Origin of the sequence: Eikenella halliae, assembly GCF_001648475.1 — a bacterium.
Lineage (GTDB): Bacteria > Pseudomonadota > Gammaproteobacteria > Burkholderiales > Neisseriaceae > Eikenella > Eikenella halliae.
On sequence record NZ_LXSQ01000017.1, the window covers coordinates 40,499 to 65,556 of the forward strand.

Sequence of the window (25,058 nt, forward strand, 5' to 3'; positions counted from 1 at the left end):
CTGCACCGGTATAAATATTTTCAGGTAGCCTAAGGCTACCTGAAACCATATTCCCTTACACCAATCCTAAAACCCGCCATGCCCCTCCTCACCCACACCCTCGCCAACGGCCAAACCATCCAACTCCACCTCAGCCGCCGTGCCAAGAAAAACATCATCCTGCGGGCGTACAGCGAACACAGCCTGCGTCTCAGCATCCCTCCACAGCTAAGCATGCCCGAGTTGCGCCGCTGGCTACAACACAACGAAACCGCCCTGCAGCAAATGCTCCGGCGCAGCCCCGCCCCAGCTACTGCCCCCAGCCACCTCTGGCTCTACGGCCAGCCGCACCAACTGCAATCCCACGCCCAAGCCGCCATCCAAATCCAGCCCGGCCGCATCCTCCTGCCCGCAGCCGAATGGACGCAACAGCAAGCCCTCCTGCGCCAACACCTCCAGCCGCTGGCCGAAGCCTACCTCCTCCCCCGCCTCGCCACACACGCCCAGCGCCTGCAACTCATTCCCGAGCACACCGCCCTCAGCCGCGCCAAAACCTTCTGGGGCGTATGCCGCCGCCGCAATATCCGCCTCAACTGGCGGCTCGTCGGCGCGCCCGAATACGTGGCCGACTATGTTTGTGTGCACGAACTCTGCCACCTGCGCCATCCCAACCACAGCCCCAACTTTTGGGCAGAAGTCGAACAACACACCCCGCACCGACCCGCCGCTACCGACTGGCTCAAACAGCATGGCCGCGATTTATTCCTACTGGGCTAAAACAATTTTCAGGTAGCCTTTCCGTTGCTAAATTTGTAGGGTGCGTGCGAAACGCACGCACGCGGTTGGAATAACAGCAACGGCGTTCGCGTCTGCGGCGCACACCCTACACGCCCCCCAAGCAGCCGATAAATCGGATGAAGAAAGGCTACCTGAAATTTCAGGTAGCCTTTGCGTTGCAGACAAACACGGCGGTTTAAAAGCGCAGCAAGAGTAGCAACTGTATTTTTCACCCCGTCGGGCAAAAATACCAAAACTCAAATCAAGCCGTTTGGATACCGTTTTCGGTGGTACCGTTTTCGGCAAAGTAATCACGCATCCGGGCATTCAATATCGTCAACAGTTTGCGCATACATGCCGTAACGGCAACCTTATACGGCTTACCCTTGGACAACAGGCGCTGGTAAAAATCCCGAATAAGCGGTTCAAAACGTGTCGCTAACACGGTGGCCATATACAGCGCCTTACGCACCGCAGACCTTCCGCCAAAGCAGCAGCTTTTGAATTTGGTTTCCCCGCTCTCCCTCGGGTGCGGGGCAATACCGACCAGACTCGCTATCCGTTTGTGGTTCAGCCGTCCCAATTCGGGCAGCATCGCCATCAGCGTAGCCGTCGTTATCGAACCGATGCCTTTGATTTGTTCCGCCACTTTGGCTTTGCCGTCAAAATGTGTGTGGGTGTGGTCATTGATTTGTTTGTCCAAGTCGTCAATCAGCCGGTCAAAATGGGCAATCAGTTGTTTGACGCTTTCGACTTGCGTTTCGTGAACCTGATGCAGACGGTTTTTCTCGGCCGTCCGCATATCCACCAGCTGGTTGCGGCGGTTGACCAATGCTTCCAACACTTCTTCCGCTTCGGTGGGCGGTTGGTAGAGCATGGTTTGCCAACCTTCTTTCTGTGCCGTCATCTGTGCGAAGAAGGCGAGCATTTGGGCATCTTTGGCATCGGTTTTGGTCAGCGACTGTGATTGGGCAAACTGATGCGTCTGACGAGGGTTGGCGATGATCACGGCTATGCCTGCGCGGTGGATGGCTTTGGCGGCGGGGATTTCGAGACCGCCGGTACTTTCCATGGCGACGAGGGCGACCTTGTGTTTTTTAAGGTATTCGACGGTATGGGCGATTCCTTTGGGGTTGTTGGTTTCGGTTTTGGTTTTAGACAAAGACGAAACGGCGATGACGAAGTTTCGTTTGGCGATGTCGATGCCTGCGTAATTGTGTTGGGTACTCATCATAAACCTGCCTTGCATTCGGTTGTGTTGTCTGGCAACTGTCCGGTTGTGTCGATGGGTTGCCCGACCGCTCCCTGAGCTACGCAACGGTTGTTTGCCTTGGTCGGATGCGGGCGGCGGCGGGCGGTTTGTTGCTAGGATACGGAAGTTCCGATATACAAGGTTGGGTTAGCCGCTGGCGTAACCCGACAAATAAAGTGGAATGTTGGGTTTACCAACCCAACCTACCGACTACCGACTGCGTCTGCGGTAATCCGTATCGTCATCGCTGTCTTCATCTTCGTCATAATCTTCATACTGATTTTCGCGGCGCGCCTTCACCACCGTCATGACAATAAAGCCGTATGCCACCAGGGCGGTCAGGAACGATTGCCAAAGGCTGGCGTCCGCCCCGTTTTGGCAGCGGACGCGTTTGGGGTTGTTCGGCAGATAAAGGCACTCGATATCCTCGCCCGCTTTCAGTTTGTCCAACTCGCCGGTGCTGATGCTGATGTTGTTCACCGTTACCGGCGTGCCTTCCGCCGTGGTGTAGTTCAAAGACACGGTGTAATACACTCCGCCGCCCCTGCGTTCCCTGTGTTCGGTGTATTCGTTGGTGGCGGGCGTGAACATGGCCCTTTGCCCTTTTTCGCGGAATTGGCTGTTTTCCTTCATCGAGTGGAAGCCCATATACAGGAACACTGTGCCAAGCACAAAAGCGAGCACGCAATATAAGGTTGACTTTGAATTCATAAATGATACCTAATTGATTTTTTTAGAAGTTTAAAAGCGCGCGATTATAACAGATTTCGGCACGGCAACAAGTGCAGGCTGCCTTATTCAAGCCGAATGGGGAAAGGCTACCTGAAATTTCAGGTAGCCTTTCCCATTGCCCGCGCCATCAAGCCTGTTCGCGGAAATCTTCCCCCTTAAACACCCGCCTCGGGTTGCCGCGCTCCACTTGGTAGAGCGATTTGTGCGCATCGGCAGCGTGTTGGCGCAGGGCGGTTTGGTGGTGTTCGGCCAGCTTGAGCGCGAGCAGTTCCAGCGCGCGTTTTTTGTTGGCGTGCTGGCTGCGCTCGCCCTCGGCGCGTACGGCGATGCCGCTGGCAAGGTGGACGGCGCGCACGGCGGATTCGGTTTTGTTCACGTGCTGCCCGCCTTTGCCGCCGGCGCGGCAGGTTTGGAATTCGATGCCTTCGTTTTCCGGCAGCACGGGAATTTCAGGTAGCCTGAACACGCCGATATACCAGTTTTTGCGCGGGTGCTGCGGCCGCAGCGGGCTGGGGCACACCCATTGCAGCGTGCCCTGCCAGCTTGCGGCCAGGCTTTCGGCACGGCTGCCGGAGAGCTTGAGCACGGCGGAGAGGATGCCGTGTTTGCTCGGGGTTTGTTCCAATATTTCGGCCGCCACGCCAGCCGCTTCGGCCTCGCACAGGATTTTTTGCAGGGCAAAACGGGCAAACATCTGGCATTCGGCCGGGCCTTGGGCGGTGGAAATTTGCAGATAAATCATGGTTTACTTCCTTTTCATCTTTGGCCGGAACAAATGCTTGGCATCGAAGCCTTTGTTGCCGATTTTGTCTTGGTCGGGCACGCTCGGGCTGGTTTCGGCCTCGTTTTTGAGCTGCGAGAGGTATGCGCAAAGGTGTTGCCACACGATATCGGGGTCAATGTAGATACCGAGTGCGGAGAGCTGGGGGTTGGCGTAATAGGCAAACCTGCCTTCCTGCCAGCTGCGCAATCCGGTTTCGCACTCCAGCAGCAGCGGCGCGGCGGGCAATTCCTCCCGCGAGACTACGGTTTCGGCCTGGAATTTTTCGTTTGCACTCAATAAGTAGTCTCCATATTGCGGCAGGCAATATTCGCCGCCGTCGTGAAAACGGATTTGGGGGTAAATATCCCGGCCGGGATGCGACGGGCGGCGGATCACCTCGGCCACGTCGAACGAGGTGTAAACGCGCGCGCCCGTGTTGAACAAATACACGCGCAGCCTGCCCACATACAGCGCCGACATGGTCACGCACGCGCCGTATTCCTTCTCCCACCCGGCGGGCGGCTCGGGCAGGCCGTGCGGGATTTCGGCATCCGGGCTCTGGCGGCGGTCGAACACCAGCACGGGGTCGATGCCGTATTTGGCTACTTTGTGGTCGTAAAAGTCTTTAAATTTACTGATGATTTTCACGGCATCATTTCCTTTTCATTTTCGGCCGGAACGAATACTTGGCATCAAAGCCTTTGTTGCCGATTTTGTCTTGGTCGGGCACGGGCGGGCTGGTTTCGGCCTCGCTTTTGAGTTGCGAGAGGTATTCGCAAAGGTGCTGCCACACGATATCGGGGTCGATATACACGCCGAGGCCGGAGAGTTGCGGGTTTTCGGCAAAACTTTGGCGGCTGTTGAGCCGGGTGGGCCGGTTTGGGTCGGCGTAATAGGCGAGCAGCAGCGGCATATGGCGGTATTTGGCGATGATGGGATGGCTACGGCTGCAGCGGCGGGGGCTGAAGTCGGGCGTTTGGCTGTGGCGATACCCCGGCCAGTAGTAATTATGGCATTGCGGCAGGCAGTATTCGCTGCCGTCGAGGAAGCGCACCATGCTCAAGGGAAATCGGTGGCGGCGGTGTTGCAGATACACGGTATCAATGTCGTATGAGCTGTACACCTGCTTCTCGACGGCAAACAGGAACACGCGCAGATTGCCGATATACAGCTCGGACACCACGGCGCACGCGCCGTATTCCTTCTCCCACTCGGCAGGCGGCTTAGGTAGGCTGCGCAGGATTTCAGCATCTGGCGGTTGGCGGCGGTCAAAAACCAGCACGGGGTCGATGCCGTATTTGGCCACTTTGTGATCGTAAAAATCTTTAAATTTACTGATGATTTTCATGCCATCACTCCCCGCAGCCGCCGTTGGTTTTGTAGGTGAGCACCGGCTTGAGGCGGGCTATCGGCTCGATCAGGCCGGTCTGCCGCATGGCTTCGATGATGCTGTCGATGTTTTTGTAGGCCTGAGGGGCTTCTTCAAAAATCAAGGCTTTGTCGGCGCACACCACGATGCTGCCGAAAGTGGTGCGGCGCAGGCTGTCGGCACTGTATTTGTGCGACAGGCGGCCTTTGCATTCGCCGCGCTGCCATTTCCGCCCCGCACCGTGGGCGAGCGAATTGAGGGAGACCGTGCAATCAGCGGCCGGTTCGACTAAATAGCTGTAGTCGCCGCGCGAGCCGGGAATCAGCACCAGGCCGCAGTCGGACGGGGTGGCGCCTTTGCGGTGCAGCCAGCCGGTTTCGCCGCCGATTTCGGTGTGCTGCAGGAAGTTGTGGTGCACATCGAGCAGGCGGCGACCTTCGGCATGCCACCGCTCAAACATGCGCTCGGCAATCAGCAGGCGGTTGGCGCAGGCAAAGGTCAGCGCATCGTCGTGTTCGGCCAGGTAGGCGGCGGCCTCGGGGCTGTTTTCAGGTAGCCCTTGATGGCCGTGCGCGTCCACATGGCGGCGCAAAACCTGCTGGCCGAGCCCGCGCGAGCCGCTGTGCACGAACAGTTGCAGGCAGTCGGTATTGAAGTTTTCAGGTAGCCTTTCGGGGCGGTAAACAGTATCTACGGTTTGCAGCTCGGCAAAATGGTTGCCGCCGCCGATGGTGCCTAAGGCTACCTGAAAAGGATGCTGCGGCAGGATGCCGTTAATCCGTACCTGCCAGCTTTCATTCAGCGGCGCATCAATGCTACCGAGCTGTTTGGCCAACTTGGCGGGTTTGGCTTTGTGTGCAGGCAAATCGGTTTGCCACAGCGCCATGCCGCAGCCGATGTCGTTGCCGATGAGCGCGGGATAAAAACGGCCGAGGCTGAAAAATGCCGCGCCGATGGGATAACCGCGCCCGGCGTGCAAATCGGGCATACCGGCCACCCGGCGCATCTGCGGCAGGCGGGCGGTGGTTTGGAGTTGTTGGACGGCGTTGCCTTCAATCCAGGTGTTTGAATCGGCTATTAAAACAATGTTTTCAGAAATGATTTGGGGATTTTGTGTGCCCATAATGTACTTTCTTGCGGCGGATAAATCCGTTTGCGCACGGCTCTGCCAAGCACGCGTAAACGCGGCGGCAACAGCTCGAAACGGCAAATAAATTTATCCGCAGAATGCAAACAGCAGGCGCGGCAAAGCAGCGCATCAAATGCAGTTTGTAAAATAGGGAGAAAGCAGCCCGAAGCGGGCGGCACAGAAAAAGGGAATGGCCTTAGGCTTCTGAGCTGCAAAGGATTGAGCGGAGGATTGAAGTGTACGGCATAGCCAGCTCCTTTCTTTGCAGTGGTGAATGAATCATGAAAACCCGCGCATAGTAGCGGCCGGATACCGGCTGCGGCAAGTGCACGGCAGAAAAGGCGGGAGGATTGTTGTATTTTTCCCGCACCATACCAGGTGTAGAAAACAATAAAAACCGGCTGTCTAATCCATCAGACAGCCGGTTTCGAATATGGCAATTAGCCCAAGTTGCGTTCGGCGTTAATCAGGGAACGGCGAGCCAGAGCCAAGTTGGCTTTGCTTTTATCCAATACAGAATACAGGAAGAGGCCGTCATGACGCGGCAGCGGGCGCAGCAGGTGGTACTGGGTGCCCAAAGTCATCAAAATGTCTTCAACTTCATCCTTCAAACCAAGCATCTGCATGGTTTTCTTTTTGGCACGAATTACCTCAGTGTTACCTGCGGCAGCAATTTCCAAATCGATTGAGGGGCTGCCGCCGCCGGCCAACAACATGCCGCTGGAGTAATCCACGACTGCGGCAGCCAGAGCGCCATCCACGTTCAACATTTCCGCTACGGTTTTATCGTAATTCATTTTCGACAAGATCTCCACAAAAACAAAATAAAAACAAATAATTTAAGCTTCCCGAAACCAATTCATACTCTCTACTTTGTAACTCAGGAAGGTTTGGCAGGCTTTATTATCCAAACAACATCGCCCACTTCTATTAGTGAGTTGGACTAGGCAGCTGGCTGAAAAAGCTTTTCCGCCCTGCCCAACGCTGAATCGCAGTATATGCCTTTTGCTTTTCAAAGTAAATATTAACACCGACATAATTGTATGTATTTGATGCATGACAATTTCGGGCACACCCACCTTGGCATCATAATATGCTTGTTTTTTATCCCATAAAGCCAAAACTGCCCATACGTTTGCCACCGTCAAACACTGCCCGGACAGCCTATCTTTTACACGACATAACCGTTTTTCCAGCCCGTCCCACTCCCCATCCGCCACTCCCCCATCTCTACCCTAGCACGGCAAAGAAGACCTTTGCACCATGCAGGCTTATAATTCCGCTTTCCTTCTTTTTCAGGTAGCCTCACATGACACAACCCACCTGGCAAGCCGGGCGTTTCCGCATCGACTTATCCGCGCCCAAAATCATGGGCATCGTCAACCTCACCCCCGATTCCTTCTCCGACGGCGGCACTTATTCCCGCAGCGCCCGCGCCGCCCTCGCCCATGCCGAACGCCTGCTGGCCGAAGGCGCGCACATTCTCGACATCGGCGGCGAATCCACCCGCCCCGGCGCCGCCCACGTTCCCCCCGAAGAAGAATGGGCGCGGCTGCAGCCCGTTGTGGAAGAAATCGCCAAATGGAACGTCCCCCTCAGCGTGGACACCCGCCGCAGCACCATCATGCAACGCCTGCTTGGCGACGGCCTCTCCGACATCATCAACGACATATCCGCCCTGGCAGACGGCGGCGCCATCGAACTGCTCGCCGCCCACCCCGACACCGGTATCTGCCTGATGCACATGCAGGGTTTGCCCGAAACCATGCAAAACAACCCGCAATACCAAGATGTGGTGGCCGAAGTGGCAGGCTACCTGAAAGCCCGCGCCCAAGCCTGCCGATCCGCCGGTATCCGCTCCGAACGCATTGTGCTCGACCCCGGCATCGGCTTCGGCAAAAACCTCCAACACAACATCCAACTCATGCGCCACCTGCCCGATTTGCAAGCGCAAACCGGCCTGCCCCTGCTCGTCGGCGTATCGCGCAAACGCATGATCGGCGAAATCACCGGCGAGGCCGAACCCGCCCAACGCATCCACGGCAGCGTGGCCGCCGCCCTCTATGCCGCAGAACGCGGCGCCGCCATCCTGCGCGTACACGACGTGAAAGCCACTGCCGACGCGCTGAAAGTGTGGCAGGCTTTGCGTTAGGCTGTTCCAGCATTAAAAAGGCTACCTGAAAACCATTTTTCAGGTAGCCTCTTTCCTGCTAATCAGCCCGCCGAACTATAGTGGATTAAAATAAGAATGGGACAAGGCGGTAAGAATGGGACAAGGCGGCGAGCCGCAGACAGTATGAGTAATACGGCAAGGCGAACCAACGCTGTAGCATTCTTATTTTAATTCACTATATCTTTCCGAACCGTATTCAAACAGCTGCCCGCTGAAGGCGAAGGCGGCGCACACCAGCAGCGCCAAGACTGCCGCCACGCTGTAGGAAGCAGGATAGCCCCACTGTTCGGCCAGGCGCAGGCCGGCGAAGCCCGCGGCGTAGGTGCCGGCCAGCAGCACGGAGAATTGCAGGCTGCTATCCAGCGCGGCGGTGGCGGGCTCGGATTTGTCCATCATCAGCGCCAGCATCACGGGCAGCAGCAGGGTGTAGCTCAGGCTCAGCGCCACGATTTGCAGCGGCGGCAGCCAATGGTGCAGCGCGGCGGCACGGTCTATCCAGGCAAAGGACGCCACCAATGGCAGTTGCAGCGCGCACAGCGCGGTTACGATGCGCCGCCGCGACTGCTTGCGCGCCAGATAGCCCGCCAGCGGCGTAACCGTCATGCAGGCAAGCGGGATGGCCACGGCCAGAATCGTGCCGGTTTGCGCGGGGCTGAAGCCCAAATCGCCCAGCTTGGGCACGAAGGTGGCGGCAATCCAGGCATAAGGCGTGGCGGAGGCGGCCAAAAGCAGCAGCCAGCGCAGGCCGCGCCCGGGAAGCCGCCAGAAGCCGAGCATGCGGGCAAACAGCGTGCCGAACCCGGCGGTGGGCGGCGTATCGGCCTCCGGCTCGCGGTAAAACCACACTTGCAGCAGCAACAAAACGTTGAACAGCAACACCAGCCCCATGGCGGCCTGCCAGCCCAAGCGGCGGAACACCAGCAGCACCAGCGCGCCGCCAATCATTTTCCCGGCGCGGGCGGCAACGGTTTGAATCACGCCGCCGAAACCGCGCTCGCGGTAGGGCAACAAAACGCAGCTTAAGCCGAGCACAGCGCAGCCGTAGAGCGTGCCGCAGGCGCACAGCAGCAGGCAGGCGGCGGCCAGCGGCGGGAAGCTATGCAGCGGGTTGATGGCGAGCAACACCAGCAGGGCCAGGCCGATGCCGCCGAGCGACACCAGCATCCAGCCGCGAAAGCGCCCGCAGCGGCCGATGCGGTAGCGCTCGATCAGGGTGGAAAACAGGATTTTGCCGCTCTCCACGCTGCCGATCAGGTAAATCCAGCCTAGCTGCTTCAGGTTGAAGCCGCCGCTTTTGAGGATGGTCATCAGCGCCACCAGATAAAAGCCGATGAGGGTGAATTTGTAGGTGCCGGCGGTGGCGAGCAGCAGCCAGTCGCGCCGGTTCGGACGGGATGAATCGTGTGCCACGGGCGGCCTCCTCAGGCTTTTTCCGGCCTGAAGGCGGCCAGCGCGGCTTCGGCGCTGCGGATGGCGGCGGCGTAGTCGGCTTCCACAATGTAGTTCACGCCGAGCGTGGGCGCCATTTTGCCCGACTGCTGCCGCATCAAGTCCAGCTGTTGGGCATCGGGCTCGATCAGCAGCATGGCGGCGCAGCGTTCGTCCAGCAGCGGGCGGTGGGCGCGTATCCAATCGAGATAGAGCTTGCGGTCGGCCACAATCTGGGCTTCTTCCTTTTGCAGGCGCATCGGGGCGCACACGGTGGCCAGGCGCGGGTGGCTTTGCAGCAGCACTTCGAATGCGTCGAGCCAGGCGGCAAACAGGGAAACGCCGACCAGGTCGGTGTAAAAAATGGTGCCTTGGGGCAGGGTTTTGACGGGGGTGAACATGGTGGATTCCTTTTTGGTGTGGATTTGGTGGTTTCAGGTAGCCTCGATGCCTTTGCAGCCGTGTTGGGGTGGGGCTACCTGAAAACGTAAACTTTCGCGGAGTTCAAACCAACTCTGCTTTTTTATAGTGAATTAAATTTAAACCAGTACAGCGTTGCCTCGCCTTGCCGTAACGTGTGTACTGTCTGCGGCTCGCCGCCTTGTCCTGATTTAAATTTAATCCACTATAGGTAGCCTTTGCCGCCTTATGCCGCATGGGGCTACCTGAAAAGGGAAGCGCGGCAAAATGCCGTCCTGCGGTCTGACTATCCTCTCTATCCAACGGAAAAGGGCGGGCAGGCGGCGCCAGCGTGCCGCAGGCGGGCTACCTGAAAAGGAAGCAGGGCAGCAGGGCGGGATAAAACCTGCACTTGCAGTGTTTCAGGTAGCCTGATCGTGCCGCGAACAGGCTACCTGAAAATTATTCGGCCGCGTTCGCTCCGTTGAAGTTCGCGCTTTAGTTCCGCAGAAACGGCCTCATTCGTGGGTTGCGTGTTAACTTCGTTGAAGCTGTGCTTTCAGGTAGCCTCCGTTTTGCCTAAAACCGCCATTCGGTGCTCACGCCGATGGCGCGGGGGCGTTGGTAGAGCGAGTCGTGGCGGTCGTTGGTGGACACGAAGATCGGGCGGCGGCTGTTGAACACGTTGTCGGCATACATCGATACGCGGCCGTGTTTGAAGTTGTAGGCGGCGTAGAGGTTGAGCTGGCCGTAGCGCTTGATGCGCCCGACTTCGGCGTTGTTGGCGGCGGAGTAGTAGCCGCCGCTGAAGCGGGCGTCGCCGCCGGCCTCCCAGCCGGAGGGGTGCTTCCAGGCCACGCCCAAGGTGGCGGTGTAGCGCGGGGCACGGCCTAAGCGGTTGCCTTCGATGCCGCTGCCGGGATAGCGGCGGATGTCGGTGTGCAGAAGGCCGAGCCCGGCGGTGAGGCGCAGGCTGTCGAGCGCCTGCCAGCCGGCCTGAATTTCCGCACCGTAGGTTTGCACGCTGTTGGCGTTGCGGATCACCACGGAGTTGGGTCCGAGGTAGAAGGGGAGCTGCATGTCTTTGTAGCGGTTGGCAAAAAGGTTGCCGCTCAGCTCGATCCGCCGGTCGGGCGTGCGCCAGCGGGTGTAGAGCTCGATGTTGTTGATGTATTCGGGCTGGTAGGTGTAGGTGAGCACGGGGCGGCCGAAGGTGATGCCTGCGCCGCCTGGGTTGTAGCCGCGCGCGAGTTTGAGGCCGACGGTGAAGTGTTCGCCCGGGCGGTAGGAAAGGTCGATTTTGGGCAGGAATACGGTTTGGCCTTTGTCCAAATCCAGGTGCAGGCTGGCACCGCCACCGTGGCGTTGGTGCTCTTCGCGCTCAAGGCGGCCGGCAAGGGTGAGGTTCCATTGCGGGGCGAACTGCCAATCGGCTTCGGCAAAGGCGGCATACACGCGGTTGGCGTCGCTGAACTTGTTGCGCCCGCCCACGCTGCGGATGTCTACGGTTTCGTCTTGGCTGCTGCGGAAGAAATACAGCCCGGCCAGGCCTTTCACGCTGCCGCCTTCGGGGCGGTAGTGCAATACGGGCTCCCACTGCACTTCATGGCCGCGCAGGGTGGCGGGCACACCTTGCGGGTGTACGGACATGGGCAGGTGGATGCGGTCGTTGTCGTAACGGGCGTACACCAGCTTGTTTTCGAGCTTGAAGCTGTCGCTAACCTGCCAGGAAACGTCCCAAATGCCGGAGCGGGAGCCGGTTTCAAATACGGGCTTCTGCGGCAGGAAACGGGCACTGGCGGTGTTGCCCATGATTTCGTTTTGCGGGGCGCGCGATTTGATGTAGTTGAAGGTGAGGCGGCTGAGGAAGTTGGGATAGGCCTCGGGCGTGAAGAGCAACTTGAAGCGGATATTGGTGTTTTCCACGCGGCGCGGGTTGCCTGCGGGGTCGTAATGCACGAAGGGCTCGTAACTTTCGCGCTGCTGGCGCTCGGCGCTCAGGCGGAAGGCGAGGTTGTTTTTCACAATCGGGCCGGATACCATCAGCGCGCCGTTGCGGGTTTTCTGGTTGCCCACGCCCAAGCGCACCGCGCCTTCCCATTCCTGAGTCGGGTCGTTGGAACGCATCACGATGGCACCGGCCACGGCGTTCTGCCCGCGCACCAGGCTCTGCGGCCCGCGCAGGACTTCGACCTGCCGCATATCCCACAGCGATTGCGTGCCGAAGGCGTATTCGTTGTAAGTGGCGGAGCGGCCGTCTATCGACAAATTCAAACGCGGCCGCGTACCGGCGAAGAAGGCCACCGCGCCCACCGCCGGGCCGGAACCGTCCACGCCGCGCACGGTGGGCAAATCGTTGCCGCTGCCCAAATCCACGGTATTGACGGTTTGTTTGAGCAGGTCGGTGGCGGAAAGCTTGTGGCCGCTGCGGTCGATATCCGGCGCGGTGAACACATTGTGCGACGTGCCGGTTTGGAACACGGTGCGGCTGCCGCGCTCGCCGGTCACCACAATATCGGGCAGTTGCGCGGCGGCATCGGTTTCTTCAGCGTGGGCGAAATACGGGGCGGCGGCCAGCAGGGCAAGCAGGCAGGCATTGAGTTTCACTGCGGTTTTCTCCTTTGTTGGTTCGGCTCGGCGAGCGCAATAAAAATTTACAGATTTACATTAAACATACATATACTGTAAATTATAGAAAGCAACAAAAGATAATGCAAGCGATTATCGAATGCTTGCCAATAAGAAAGGGATTCCCACATGCCCCACAGCAAAAAACGGCAGGCACTGCGCGAAGCAGCGAAAAACCTGTTTTACACCCAAGGCTTTGCCGCCGTTTCCGTAGAAGCCATTTGCACCGCCGCCCACACCAGCCGCGTAACCTTCTACAAATACTACTCCGGCAAAAACGCACTGGTGCAGGAACTGTTTGCCGAACAGAAAGAACAGGTACGCAACCGGCTCGAAGGCCTGCTGGCACAGCAATGCAGCCTGGAAGAAGCCGCTGCCGCCCTATTCGCCATCCAACGCGAATCCATGGCCGAACTCTATTCCGCGCCCGTACTCGACGACATCGCCAACGTGGCCGATTTGGAGCTGGAACGCTTCTTTCACAGCATGGAAGAAGAGAAATATCAGTTTATGCGCAGCTTTTTTCACACCCTGCAACAGCGCAAACTCATCCACCACAGCCTGCCGCCCGAACTCATCGACCTATTCATCCGCCAAATGGACAGCCTCATGCGCCACCCCGGCCTCGCCGAACTCTACGCCCCCGCCCCGCAACGCCTGCCGCAGGATATATTGCAACTCCTGCTCTACGGCCTCACCAGCCGGGAAGCAGAATAAGGCCGTCCTGCTAAACAAAAGGCTACCTGAAATTTTCAGGTAGCCTTTGACGTTACGGTGGGCAAGCATCAAACCCAATATTTCGTTCCGCCTCACGGCAGCAGCAGCCGGCTCATTTCCGTCCAGGCTTGGCGGACTTCGGGCAGGTGCAGCGGCAGGTCGCGGCTGAAGAAGTAGCTCATGCTGCCGAGAATGAGGGTGGCGAGCATATCGGCCTGGTAGTCCCAATCTTTGCCGGGGTCGGCGTTGGGCAGGGTGTGGGCAAAGCGGAGGAATTGCTGTTTAATCAGTTTGTGCATATCGCGATAGAGGTGGTGGCGGCGGGTGTCCACTTTCCACAGGGCGAGGATGAGGCGGCGGCGGCTGTGTATCCAGTCGGAGGCTTCGGGCATCATGTTGAGGAACACATCAAAACTGCCGGCCTGGAAGCGGGTGATAATGTATCGGCCGTATTCGGCTTTGAAGTCGGCAATCATCTTGCCGGCCAGGTCGCTTTTGCCGGAGTAGTATTTGTAGAAGGTGGAACGGTTTACCGGGGCGCGTTCGAGGATATCCTGCACGGCGATTTGGGCGAAGGGTTTTTCGTGCAGCAAATCCACAAAGGCTTCGCGGATGGCGCGGTGGGTTTTGATGATGCGGGGATCGGTATAAGTTTCGTTTTCGCTCATGTTTGCTCTTTCGCTTCAGGTAGCATCTGGAGCATTTTGCGTTTATCTGTGCGCTTAAGCAACTTTTTTACTAATTTCGTATGCTTAATGATACGCGGAATTGCTTTTTAATGGTATGCAGCTCTGTATTGGAGACTTACACTCAAATCATTCTTATTGCCGAGGTATTCTTGATGAAACGCCTACCCAAATCTCTGCTTTTCCTGCTGTCGCTTGCTGCACTTGTCGGCATCGGCTTTTTTGCATTCCGCCAATATGCCGCGCCCGATCCGTTGGCGGGCATCGCGCATGCCAACGGGCGGCTGGAGTTTGCCCGCATGGATGTGGCCAGCCTGTATGCCGGGCGGGTGGAAGAAATAACGGTGAGCGAAGGACAGTTTGTGGAAGCGGGCACGGTGTTGGCGCGGATTTCTTCGCAAACCGCCGAGGCGCAGCTTTCTGAAGCGCAGGCGGGCAAGACGCAACTGGAGCAGACGGTGCGCCGCGCACAGGCGCAAATCGAGGCGCAACGCCAGCAGCTGCGAACCGCGCAGATGGAGGCAGACAACGCCCGCCAGCTGTTCCGCGACAATTTAATCTCGCAGGCCGAACTCAACACCCGCTTGGCACAGCGCGATGCGGCGCGGGCGGCGGTGCAGGCGGCAGAAGCGGCGCGCAACGAGGCGCAGGCCGGCGTGGGGCAGGCGCGGGCGAAAATGGCGCAGGTGTCTTCCGTTATCGGCGATTTGTCGGTGCGCGCACCGCAGGCCGGGCGGGTGGAATACCGGCTGGCCGAGCCGGGCAACGTGCTGCCCGCCGGCGGCAAGGTGGTGAGCCTGTTGAACCTGAACGACGCAAGCATCAGCCTGTTCCTGCCCGCGCCCACGGTAAACCAAATCCCGCTGGGCAGCGAGGCACGGATTAAGATGGACGGGCTGGATGCGGTGTTCCCCGCCAAAGTTACCTATATCGCCTCAGAGGCGCAATTCACGCCCAAATTTGTGGAAACCGCCGAAGAGCGCACCAAGCTGATGTTTCGGGTGAAACTGCAGATTCCTGCCGACGTGGCGGCCAAATACCAGGGCTACCTGAAAGGCGGCATGACGGCCACCGGCTTCGTGCGCACCGACTCCAAGCTCGCCTGGCCGGCCGATTTGCAAACCCGCCTGCCGCAGTAGGATGCAGCCATGCCGAACGCCATCGAAATCAGCCAACTCTCGCACGCCTACGGCAAAGTGCAGGCCTTGCGCGACGTGTCGATCGCCATCGGGCGCGGCGCCACCGTCGGCTTGATCGGCCCCGACGGCGTGGGCAAATCCACCCTGCTCTCGCTGATTGCCGGCGTGCGCATGCTCCAAAGCGGTGAAGTGCGCGTGCTCGGGCACAATGTGGCGCACAAGGCCGAACGCGAAGCGCTGCTGCCGCGCATTGCCTTTATGCCGCAGGGCCTGGGCAAAAACCTCTACCCCACGCTTTCCGTGTATGAAAACATCGATTTCCACGCCCGCCTGTTCGGCCTGAACAAACACCAGCGCAAGCAGCACATCGAGCGCCTGATGCTCTCCACCGGCCTGGCGCCCTTTGCCGGCCGCGCCGCCGGCAAGCTCTCCGGCGGCATGAAGCAGAAACTCAGCCTGTGCTGCGCCCTGGTGCACAACCCCGACCTGCTGATTCTGGACGAACCCACCACCGGCGTCGACCCGCTTTCCCGCCGCCAATTCTGGACACTGGTGCGCGAGCTGCGCGCCGAAAATCCCGGCATGACCGTGCTGGTGGCCACCGCCTACATCGACGAAGCCGAACAGTTCGAGCAGCTGCTGGCCATGGACGACGGCCGAATCCTCGCCCACGGCCGCACGCAGGAAATCCTCGCGCAAAGCGGCTGCGCCACGCTGGAGCAGGCCTATATCAAAATGCTGCCCGAAGGCAAGCAAACCCATTGGGACGACTCCCGACTGCCGCCCTTCATCCCCGACGATTCCCTGCCGCCCGCAATGGAAGCGCACAACCTCAGCAAACGCTTCGGCAATTTCACGGCGGTAAACCACGTGAGCTTCCGCATCCGCCAAGGCGAAATTTTCGGCTTCCTCGGCTCCAACGGCTGCGGCAAAAGCACCACCATGAAAATGCTCACCGGCCTCTTGGACGCCAGCGAAGGTGACGCCACGCTCTTGGGCGAACCAATCGACGCAGGCAGCACCGCCGTGCGCCAACGCGTGGGCTATATGTCGCAGGCGTTTTCGCTGTATGAAGAACTGAGCGTGCGGCAAAACCTGGTGCTGCACGCAAGGCTGTACCGGCTGGGCGAAAAGAGCAACGCCGCCATCGAAGCCGTGTTGCAACAATTCGAACTGGCCGACCTGGCCGACGCCACCCCCGCCGCCCTGCCCTTGGGCGTGCGCCAACGCCTGCAACTGGCCGCCGCCTGCCTGCACCGCCCGCAGGTGCTGATTTTGGACGAGCCCACCTCCGGCGTAGACCCCGCCGCGCGCGATATGTTTTGGCAATACCTGTTCCGCATGGCGCGGGAAGAGCGCGTAACCATTTTCGTCTCCACCCACTTCATGAACGAAGCCGCCCGCTGCGACCGCATCTCGCTGATGCACCGTGGGCGCGTGCTGGCCGTGGGCGAACCGGAGAAACTGCGCCGCCGCCAACACGCCGATACGCTGGAAGAATCGTTTATCCGCTATTTGGAGCAAGACGAAGCCGCCGAAGCGGCAGAAAGGCTACCTGAAAGCGCACAAAGTGAGCTTTCACAAAGCAAAAACTCTGTTACAGAATCTGCCCAAGACAGGCTACCTGAAACCGAAAGGCTACCTGAAAACCATGCCGCCCCATCCAGCCTGCTCTATTGGCTTTCCGCCGTATTTACCTTCGCCCGCCGCGAAGGCAAAGAACTGCTGCGCGACCGCATCCGCCTGATGTTTGCCCTGCTGGGCCCCTTGGTGTATCTGATTTCAGGCAGCCTCGGCGTGTCGTTTGACGTAAACGAAATGGACTTCGCCGTGCTCGACCAAGACCAAAGCCGCTACAGCCGCGAGCTGACGCAGGAGTTCGACGGCTCGTCCTACTTCCGCCAGCGCGCCAGCCTCGCCGCCCGCAGCGACATCAACGCTGTGCTCACCAACGGCAGCGCGCGTATGGTGATTGAAATCCCGCCCGGCTTCGGCAAAGACCTCACCCTAGGCCGCCGCCCGCAGCTGGCTTTCTATTTCGACGGCTCGTGGCCGTTTGTGGGCGAAAACCTCCACGGCTATGCCCAAGGCATCCTCAACCGCTATATGGCCGAGCTCTACCGCGAACGCGGCATCCGCATCAACACCGGCGGCGGCCTGCAAACCCGCTTCATCTACAACCCCACCTTCAAAAGCATCAACGCGCTCACGCCGGGCTTTTTAATGCTTTCGCTGATGATGATTCCCGCCATGCTCACCGCCCTGTCCGTGGTGCGCGAAAAAGAAATCGGCTCCATCATGAACCTCTACAGTTCGCCCGCCTCCACCTTCCAATACCTTTTCGGCAAGCAGCTGCCCTATGTGCTGCTCTCGTTCTTGAGCTACCTGATCCTGCTCGGCGTGGTGGTGTTCGGGCTGGGCGTGCCGCTGAAAGGCTCGTTTATCGCGCTCACGGCCGGCGTGCTATGCTTCGTGTTCGCCTCCACCGGCTTCGGGCTGTTGGTGTCTACCTTCGTGCGCAGCCAGGTGGCGGCCATTTTCGCAGCGGCCATTCTGGCCATGATTCCCGCTCTGAATTTTTCCGGCATGCTCTATCCCGCCGCCACACTCAGCGGCGCCGGCAAGTGGATCGGCATCTTCAGCCCCACCAGCTGGTTTCAAACCATCAGCCTGGGCGTTATCACCAAAGGCCTGGGCTGGCGCGACGTGGACACGCTGTGCGGCACGCTGTTGCTGTTTTTCGCCGCCTATTGGCTCGCTGCCGGGCTGCTTTTGAAAAAGCAGGAGAAATGATATGCGCCAATGGATAAGCAACGTTTGGTATCTGGGCGGCAAGGAAATCCGCAGCTTCTTCACCGATTACGCGCTGTTTGCGCTGTTAGTGTTCATGTTTACCTTTTCCGTGTATTCCGTGTCGCAAAACGTCACCACCGAAGTGAAAAACGCCGCGCTGGCCGTCTACGACCAAGACCGCAGCGCGCTCACCTACCGCATCCGCGATGCCATGATCGCCCCGCAGTTCAAACAGGTAGACGACATTGACGGCAGCCGCATCGACCGCGCCATGGATTTGGGCGAATACAGCTTTGTGCTGGTTATCCCGCCCAACTACACCGCCAACCTTCTGGCCGGCAAACGCCCCGAGCTGCAATTATTGGTGGACGCCACCGCCATGTCGCAGGCCGGCGTGGGCTCGGTGTACATCGGCCAAATCGTAAACCGCGAAACGGCGGCCTATCTGGGGCGGCACGGCAACGCCACGCCCTTCGAGCCGGTGGTGAACGTGCTGTTCAACGAAAACCTGCGCAGCGAATGGTTTATGCCGCTCAACCAGCTGGTGGGCAACGCCACCCTGCTCACCATCCTGCTGGTGGGCGCGGCCGTGATCCGCGAGCGCGAACATGGCACGATTGAGCATTTGCTGGTGATGCCGGTGGATGCGAACGAAATCGTGATGGCCAAAATTCTGGCCAACGGCCTGATTATACTGGTTTCCTCCCTGCTCTCGCTGCTGTTGGTGGTGCACCGCGCCGTGGGCGTGCCGATTAACGGCTCGTTGGCGCTGTTCGTGTTCTGCGAGGCCGTGTATCTGTTTGCCATGGCCGGGCTCGGCGTGCTGCTCGCCACCCAGGCGCCCACCATGCCGCAGTTCAGCCTGCTGTGCATCATCGTATATATCGCCGTGTTCCTGCTCTCCGGCAGCACCTCGCCCATCGAAAACCTGCCGCCCTGGCTGCGCAGCCTTTCCGAGCTCTCGCCGATGACCCAATTCACCGCCCTCTCCAAAGACATCGTCTTCCGGGGCGCCGGCTGGAGCGTGATCCGCCACCGCGTGGCCATCACCGCCGTGTCCGGCATTCTCTTCACCGCCATCGCCGTGATCCGCTTCCGCCGGATGCTGGCACAGCAGAATTAAAAGAGGCTACCTGAAAAAAGAAGACGGGTTTTCAGGTAGCCCAAACGGTAGACTGCCCAAGAATCATGCCCGCCACCTAGCCGAAAGGCTACCTGAAAAACCACCCGTACATTTTCAGGTAGCCCCTATCCAAGGAAAAGGAAACCGCCATGCCCAAACGCCTCCCCATCGCCCTCGCCCTCCTCCTCACCGCCTGCACCGCCACCCAAATTAACCGCCAATCCAACATCACGCTACCTGAAAACTTCCAACACACCGGCCAGGCCGACTCCGCCCCCAACCTAGCCCGCTGGTGGCAGCAATGGCCCGACCCCCAGCTCGGCCGCCTCATCGAACAAGGCCTGCAACACAACCACAGCATCGCCATCGCCCGCAGCCGCCTAGAAGAAGCCCGCGCCACCGCCCGCCTGGCCGAAGCCGACCTCCTCCCCAGCGCCGGCCTCGCCGCCGATGCCAAAGGCTACCGCAACCACCGCCGCAACCCCTACCTCGGCAACGGCGGCAAGCTCACCTCCGCCAGCTTCCGCGCCGCCTGGGAGCCCGACATCTTCGGCCAGAAACGCAGCGATGCCGATGCCGCCCGCGCCGCCGCCCTCGGCAGCCAAGAGCAGCTCCACGGCAGCCGCCTGCTCGTCTCCGCCCAAATCGCCGAACACTACCTGCGCGCCGCCCACATCCAGCAGCAGCAAGCCCTCGTTTCCCAACAGCTCGCCACCCTGCACGAACTGGCACGCTACGCCGCCGGCCGCTTCAACGCCGGCCACGCCACCGCCCACGACACCACCGCCGTTGCCGCCCAAATCCAAGCCCTGCAAGCCCGCCAAAGCACCCTTCAAGCCCAATTCGACGCCCAGCAGCGCAGCATCGCCGTGCTCATCGGCCAAACCCCACAAACCTTCCGCCTAGATAGCGACGCCATGCGCCAAGCCGCCCTGCTGCAACACCTGCCCAGCCCGCCGCAAGGCATCCGACCCGGTAGCCTCCTCAACCAACGCCCCGACCTGCGCGCCCGCGCCGCCGAAATCCAAGCCCGCAGCGCCCAGCTCGCCAGCGCCAAAGCCGACCTCTTCCCCCGTTTCGACATCCAATTCCTTTGGCAAACCGGCCGCATCGAGCTCAACAGCGACCTCGCCCCCTTCAACCGCGCCCGCAGCGGCAACGGCGGCCTCTTCAGCATCGGCGTACAGCTCCCCCTCTTCACCGCCGGCCGCATCCGCGCCAACATCCAAGCCGCCGACGCCCGCCTGCAAACCGCCCTGCTGCAATACGACCAAACCCTGCTGCAGGCCCTCGCCGACGTAGACAACGCCTACCAGGCCCAACACGCCCTCAACGCCCAGCAGCAAGAATTACAGCAGGCCGAACGCACCGCCAAACAGCAAGTGCGCAACGACCGCCAACTCTTCCGCTACGGCCGCAAAACCCTCGATACCGCCCTGCAGTCCCAGCTCAGCGCCCACGGCTTCAGCCAAAACCTGCTCGACAACCAACTCGCCTCCGGCCTCAACCTGCTCAACCTCTACAAAGCCATCGGCAGCGGCTGGCAGGAAGAAGGCACACAGCCCGAAGCAGCCGAAGCGGCAGCTAAATAGTAAAATAGGCTACCTGAAGATTTTAGCTTCGCAGAAACTTCACTGCGCTGCGTTTTCAGGTAGCCATCATAGAATATAAATATTAAAAATAACTGCGTTATATAATTTAAGGCGAGATGAGACCTTTTTGAGAGCAGGGAAAAATGATGACAGATCCGTATGAAAACGATATTGGGATGCAAATAGCCCGTGCGAACTCAGAAGGCGATATAGCTTTTTTGAAAGAGATGAGCGACACGGGGAAATTTGATCCATGCTGTACTACCGATTCAGCAAAATGGAATTATTTACATATGGCTAATATGAACTCGTATAGCCCTGCTCCGTTATCCACTATGCATTTTTATTTAGACAAGGGCGTAGAGGTAAACGCCCAAGACTGCTACGGCATGACCCCGCTGCATTACGCCATGCGAGCCGAGAACGGCGATGCCGCCCTAGCCCTGTTGGAAGCAGGCGCCAACCCCAATATACCCAATCGGGACAATGTGATTCCCTTGGGCATGATGGGCGCCATGCCGCATCGGCTGGACGTATTGAAAAAGATGCTGGAAAACGGTGGGGATGTACATTACAAAAACGGCAATAGCGGCATGGAATTATTAGAATTTGCCAAGCATTATCTATCTGACATAGATGGATTTAAAGAGGTAATAGAACTGATGGAACAATATGCTTGAATTTCCGTGATAGCCAATTGACCCCAAAATTAAGGCTACCTGAAACTTTTCAGGTAGCCTTTCTCCCAACACCCCCACTCTGCCGCTTGCCGCTCCCGGTTAATAGTGCAACAATGCGGCCTGCAAAAAACAGCACAGGCAAACGTCTGCCGGCCGCCTTGTTGATTTGGCCGTTTTACGCTGATTGATTAACCCCTTACCAAGAAAGAAGCCCTATGCCGAACTTCCTCCTCGTGCCCATCGGCACCAAAACCGGCCTCACCAGCATCTCGCTCGGCCTGCTGCGCGCCCTGCAACGCAGCGGCCGCCGTCCGGTGTACTACAAACCGGTATCGCACAAACCCACTCCCGCCGGCGACACCGAAGCCGCCATCGTGTTTGCCAACAAACTGTTCCACCTCAACCCGCCGCGCCCGCAGCCGCTCTCCAAAGTGGAAGAGCTGGTGGGCGCCGGGCGTGATGACGATTTGATCGAGCTGATGGTATCCGACTTCGACCAGGTTACCGCCGCCGAACACGACGTGGCCATCATCGAAGGCGTGGTGCCCGACAGCGAACGCGGCTTCCTCTCCAACAAAAACGCGCAAATCGCCGCCGCGCTCAATGCCAACGTAATCCTGGTGGCCGCCGCCGGCAACCACGGCGCCGAACAAGTGGCCGACCAAATCAACCTGGCCGCGCAGGAATACGCCAACAGCCATACCGACGTGGCCGGCTTCATCATCAACCGCTACCACGGCAACGACAGCAAGGCCTTCGCTGCCGAAGTGGCCTCCAAAGTGCGCGGCGGCACCCCCTGCATGGGCGTGCTGCCTTTCGCGCCAGAACAATCGCTGCGCCGAGTGGCCGACATTGCAGGCTACCTGAACGCCCAAGTGATTGCCGGGAAAGAGCATTTGGGCAACCGCGCCAAAGAAATCGTGGTGGCCGCGCAAAACGCCGCCCACATGCACCACCGCATCACTTCCGGCGCGCTGGTGATTACCCCCGGCGACCGTGAAGACATCCTGATGGCCGCCTCGCTGAAAATCCTCAGCGGCGTGCCGGTGGCCGGCCTGCTGCTCACCTGCGGCACCGCGCCTTCGCCTGCCGTGCAGGGCATCATCAGCCCCGCACTGAGCCAAAACGTGCCGGTGCTGCTCACCGAACACGACACTTTCGCCACCGCCTACGCGCTGGCACACCAAGACCAAACCATCCCCGCCGACGACACCGAACGCATGGAAACCATGGTGGAATTCGTGGCTGAACATATTGATGTGGAAGAACTCTGCCGCCACATCGGCCAGCCGCGCCAGCTGCTGATGTCGCCGCCCGCCTTCCGTTTCCGCATGATGGAGCAGGCGCGCGCCGCCAACCGCCGCATCGTCCTGCCGGAAGGCGACGAGCCGCGCACCGTGGAGGCTGCCGCCATCTGCCAAAGCAAAGGCATCGCCCGCTGCGTGCTCCTGGCCAAACCGGAAGCCGTGCGCGAAGTGGCCGCCAACCGCGGCATCACCCTGCCCGAAGGCTTGGAAATCATCGATCCCGACACCATCCGCGAGCAATACGTTGCCCCGATGGTGGAACTGCGCAAAAACAAAGGCCTCACCCCCGGCTTGGCGCGTCAGGCGCTGGAAGACAGCGTCGTGCTCGGCACCATGATGCTGCAGCAAGACGACGTGGACGGCCTGGTGTCCGGCGCGGTACACACCACCGCCAACACCATCCGCCCTGCCCTGCAGCTGATTAAAACCGCCCCCGGCGCCAGCCTGGTGTCCAGCGTATTCTTCATGTTGATGCCCGAGCAGGTATTCGTGTATGGCGACTGCGCCGTGAACCCCGAGCCCACCGCCGAAGAGCTGGCCGACATCGCCATCCAATCGGCCGAATCCGCCAAAGCCTTCGGCATCGATCCCAAAGTGGCCATGATCTCCTACTCCACCGGCACCTCCGGCAGCGGCGCCGATGTGGAAAAAGTGAAAGAAGCCACCCGCCTGGCGCAGGAAAAACGCCCCGACCTGCTCATCGACGGCCCGCTGCAATACGACGCCGCCAGCGTGCCCAGCGTAGGCCGCCAGAAAGCGCCCGACAGCAAAGTGGCCGGCCAAGCCAACGTGTTCATCTTCCCCGATCTGAACACCGGCAACACCACCTACAAAGCCGTACAGCGCAGCGCCAACGTATTGAGCATCGGCCCCATGCTGCAAGGCCTGCGCAAACCGGTAAACGACCTCTCGCGCGGCGCATTGGTGGACGACATCGTCTACACCATCGCCCTCACCGCCATCCAGGCCGTGCAGATGGGCAAATAAGCGCCCTGCCCTGTGGGCTTGAGGTATCAAGCAAAAGGCTACCTGAAATTTTCAGGTAGCCTTTTCGGATAAGCAGGCAGATGCCTGTTGTTCAACCTGCAAAAACCGATATTCCACAGATCGCTATTGCTGCGTTTGCTTATAGCCGTTAGTCTGGCTGCAGCCCAAACTGAAATATATCGGATTAAAAAAAGAAGGCGACGGCATTGGCTCGCCTTCTTGCTTCTCTGGCTGTGCCGTCTTCAGATTGCCGCCTTGTATGACGGAATCATTATTTCAGCCATGTATAGTGAATTAACAAAAACCAGTACAGCGTTGCCTCGCCTTGCCGTACTATCTGTACTGTCTGCGGCTCGTCGCCTTGTCCTGATTTTTGTTAATTCACTATATTCTTTATTCTCCAAAAAAAGGCTACCTGAAACTTCAGGTAGCCTTTTGCCTTGCAAACCAATACAACCATTAGAAGCGCACGCCGCCCCGGACACCGAAGCTGTGGCGGTTGGTTTTCGGCACGTCGATATTTGCACCTTCGTGGGTAAAGCTGGTGCTTTTATCATGCGTGTAGCGGTAGTAGGAGCCGAAGCTGAGGCTGGTATCGGCGCCCACCTGCTTGTTCACGTCCATGCCCAGGCCGAGGTTGTAGCTGTTTTGTCTGTATTTGCCGTCGCTGGCATACTCGATCTGAGTATATTGTTCTTTCACGCGGCGGTACAGGCTGACTTGGGCATCTGTCCACGGGGTGATGCTCCAGCCGCTGCCCAACGGCTGTTCGTATTCCACCTGGGCTTTCATATACAGGTTGTCGGCGCGGGCATCCACGGCATCGCCGTCCGGATCGGTTTGGTGGCCGTGTACATTGCTTTTACCGTGGCTGTAGCCCAGGCCGCCGCCCACGCGCAGGCCGCCGTTTTTGAAGCCTGATGGGGAGAACATATAGCCGCTATACACATCCATGTTATGGTTTCTGGCGTCGTTGATGATTTTTTCGCCGTCGGCTTTCACGTCGGAATCGAGATATTGGTAGCCCACCTCGCCACGGATGGCGTGCTGCTGTGCCAGCGGAATATCGACACGGCCACGCAGGGCAACGCCGTCGCCAGAAGATTTGAGCTGGTCGGTTTTGCCGCTTTCGTGCACATAGTCGGTGGTTATGGTGTAGCGGGCGTCATTGATGGGGTGCAGCGGCACGCCCTCTTCTGCGGGAGCGGCCTGGGAGGCGGCAGACAAGGCCAATACGGCCAAGGCAATCAGGGTTTTCTGCATGATTTTCTCCGTTTTAAATGGGAAGGTGCCGTGGCGGCAGTTTGCTGCGCCACCGGCGAAATACTGCGGACGAAATCGATTTAATGCTTTGAGAAACCGATATTTCTATGAGCATGATAAATCCTGCGCCCTTGAGCTTCAA

The 25,058-nt window shown here is 59.2% G+C and carries 21 protein-coding genes and 1 pseudogene; 9 read left to right on the forward strand and 13 right to left on the reverse strand.

Annotated elements, in window-relative coordinates; translation table 11 throughout:
* Window positions 1-78: 78 nt before the first annotated feature.
* Window positions 79-756 (forward strand): M48 family metallopeptidase, encoded by a 678-nt coding sequence (locus tag A7Q00_RS06925; RefSeq protein ID WP_064089858.1) that lies wholly within the window; start codon window positions 79-81, stop codon window positions 754-756.
* Window positions 757-1,018: 262 nt separating this feature from the next.
* Here the strand turns inward: A7Q00_RS06925 and A7Q00_RS06930 are convergent, their stop codons facing one another.
* The 7 genes from A7Q00_RS06930 to A7Q00_RS06960 form a co-directional block, all read right to left on the reverse strand.
* Window positions 1,019-2,005: an IS110 family RNA-guided transposase gene (locus tag A7Q00_RS06930; RefSeq protein WP_064089859.1), complete on the reverse strand. Its 987-nt coding sequence runs from the start codon at window positions 2,003-2,005 to the stop codon at window positions 1,019-1,021.
* Window positions 2,006-2,218: 213 nt separating this feature from the next.
* On the reverse strand, window positions 2,219-2,719 hold the full coding sequence (locus tag A7Q00_RS06935; RefSeq protein WP_064089860.1) for a DUF3592 domain-containing protein: 501 nt from the start codon (window positions 2,717-2,719) through the stop codon (window positions 2,219-2,221).
* A gap of 148 nt (window positions 2,720-2,867) precedes the next feature.
* Window positions 2,868-3,482: a peptide chain release factor H gene (gene prfH / locus A7Q00_RS06940; RefSeq protein ID WP_064089861.1), complete on the reverse strand. Its 615-nt coding sequence runs from the start codon at window positions 3,480-3,482 to the stop codon at window positions 2,868-2,870.
* A 3-nt stretch (window positions 3,483-3,485) separates the two neighbouring features.
* On the reverse strand, window positions 3,486-4,151 hold the full coding sequence (locus A7Q00_RS06945) for a hypothetical protein (RefSeq protein WP_064089862.1): 666 nt from the start codon (window positions 4,149-4,151) through the stop codon (window positions 3,486-3,488).
* A 4-nt stretch (window positions 4,152-4,155) separates the two neighbouring features.
* Complete coding sequence (locus A7Q00_RS06950) at window positions 4,156-4,851, reverse strand: hypothetical protein (protein WP_064089863.1); 696 nt, start codon at window positions 4,849-4,851, stop codon at window positions 4,156-4,158.
* Between the two features lie 4 nt (window positions 4,852-4,855).
* The gene (locus tag A7Q00_RS06955) at window positions 4,856-5,995 is read right to left on the reverse strand and encodes an RNA ligase RtcB family protein (protein ID WP_064089864.1); all 1,140 of its coding nucleotides are present in this window, start codon (window positions 5,993-5,995) and stop codon (window positions 4,856-4,858) included.
* Between the two features lie 446 nt (window positions 5,996-6,441).
* Window positions 6,442-6,798 (reverse strand): hypothetical protein, encoded by a 357-nt coding sequence (locus A7Q00_RS06960; RefSeq protein WP_064089865.1) that lies wholly within the window; start codon window positions 6,796-6,798, stop codon window positions 6,442-6,444.
* Between the two features lie 512 nt (window positions 6,799-7,310).
* Between A7Q00_RS06960 and folP the strand changes: the two genes are divergently transcribed.
* Entirely contained in the window at window positions 7,311-8,153 is an 843-nt protein-coding gene (gene folP, locus A7Q00_RS06965) for a dihydropteroate synthase (RefSeq protein WP_064089866.1), read from the forward strand.
* 183 nt (window positions 8,154-8,336) lie between these two features.
* Here folP and A7Q00_RS06970 read toward each other — a convergent pair whose 3' ends face one another.
* The 4 genes and pseudogenes from A7Q00_RS06970 to A7Q00_RS06980 form a co-directional block, all read right to left on the reverse strand.
* Complete coding sequence (locus A7Q00_RS06970; RefSeq protein ID WP_064089867.1) at window positions 8,337-9,584, reverse strand: MFS transporter; 1,248 nt, start codon at window positions 9,582-9,584, stop codon at window positions 8,337-8,339.
* 11 nt (window positions 9,585-9,595) lie between these two features.
* Window positions 9,596-10,003, reverse strand: coding sequence for a hypothetical protein (locus A7Q00_RS06975; protein ID WP_064089868.1), 408 nt, complete (start codon window positions 10,001-10,003; stop codon window positions 9,596-9,598).
* Window positions 10,004-10,128: 125 nt separating this feature from the next.
* Window positions 10,129-10,244: pseudogene (locus tag A7Q00_RS14295) on the reverse strand (IS5/IS1182 family transposase); the annotation flags it as partial.
* 336 nt (window positions 10,245-10,580) lie between these two features.
* On the reverse strand, window positions 10,581-12,581 hold the full coding sequence (locus A7Q00_RS06980; RefSeq protein WP_064089898.1) for a TonB-dependent receptor: 2,001 nt from the start codon (window positions 12,579-12,581) through the stop codon (window positions 10,581-10,583).
* Between the two features lie 177 nt (window positions 12,582-12,758).
* On the opposite strand from A7Q00_RS06980, the gene A7Q00_RS06985 reads away from it, so the two are divergent.
* A complete protein-coding gene (locus tag A7Q00_RS06985) occupies window positions 12,759-13,346 on the forward strand; it encodes a TetR/AcrR family transcriptional regulator (RefSeq protein WP_064089869.1) in 588 nt (195 codons plus the stop codon).
* Window positions 13,347-13,438: 92 nt separating this feature from the next.
* On the opposite strand, the gene A7Q00_RS06990 is transcribed toward A7Q00_RS06985, so the two are convergent.
* Window positions 13,439-14,014 (reverse strand): TetR/AcrR family transcriptional regulator, encoded by a 576-nt coding sequence (locus A7Q00_RS06990; protein WP_064089870.1) that lies wholly within the window; start codon window positions 14,012-14,014, stop codon window positions 13,439-13,441.
* 173 nt (window positions 14,015-14,187) lie between these two features.
* Between A7Q00_RS06990 and A7Q00_RS06995 the strand changes: the two genes are divergently transcribed.
* The 6 genes from A7Q00_RS06995 to pta all read left to right on the forward strand — a co-directional run bounded on the left by A7Q00_RS06995 (window position 14,188) and on the right by pta (window position 23,653).
* Complete coding sequence (locus tag A7Q00_RS06995; protein ID WP_064089871.1) at window positions 14,188-15,171, forward strand: HlyD family secretion protein; 984 nt, start codon at window positions 14,188-14,190, stop codon at window positions 15,169-15,171.
* Window positions 15,172-15,180: 9 nt separating this feature from the next.
* Window positions 15,181-17,964 carry a ribosome-associated ATPase/putative transporter RbbA gene (rbbA, locus tag A7Q00_RS07000; protein ID WP_064089872.1) on the forward strand — a complete coding sequence of 928 codons (2,784 nt, stop codon included), beginning with the start codon at window positions 15,181-15,183 and terminating at the stop codon, window positions 17,962-17,964.
* A gap of 1 nt (window position 17,965) precedes the next feature.
* Entirely contained in the window at window positions 17,966-19,087 is a 1,122-nt protein-coding gene (locus A7Q00_RS07005) for an ABC transporter permease (protein WP_064089873.1), read from the forward strand.
* A 149-nt stretch (window positions 19,088-19,236) separates the two neighbouring features.
* On the forward strand, window positions 19,237-20,679 hold the full coding sequence (locus tag A7Q00_RS07010; protein ID WP_064089874.1) for an efflux transporter outer membrane subunit: 1,443 nt from the start codon (window positions 19,237-19,239) through the stop codon (window positions 20,677-20,679).
* A gap of 143 nt (window positions 20,680-20,822) precedes the next feature.
* Window positions 20,823-21,359 carry an ankyrin repeat domain-containing protein gene (locus A7Q00_RS07015; RefSeq protein WP_064089875.1) on the forward strand — a complete coding sequence of 179 codons (537 nt, stop codon included), beginning with the start codon at window positions 20,823-20,825 and terminating at the stop codon, window positions 21,357-21,359.
* 215 nt (window positions 21,360-21,574) lie between these two features.
* Window positions 21,575-23,653, forward strand: a complete 2,079-nt coding sequence (gene pta / locus A7Q00_RS07020; RefSeq protein ID WP_064089876.1) for a phosphate acetyltransferase — start codon at window positions 21,575-21,577, stop codon at window positions 23,651-23,653.
* Between the two features lie 459 nt (window positions 23,654-24,112).
* On the opposite strand, the gene A7Q00_RS07025 is transcribed toward pta, so the two are convergent.
* Window positions 24,113-24,916 (reverse strand): outer membrane beta-barrel protein, encoded by an 804-nt coding sequence (locus tag A7Q00_RS07025; RefSeq protein WP_064089877.1) that lies wholly within the window; start codon window positions 24,914-24,916, stop codon window positions 24,113-24,115.
* Window positions 24,917-25,058 lie beyond the last annotated feature (142 nt).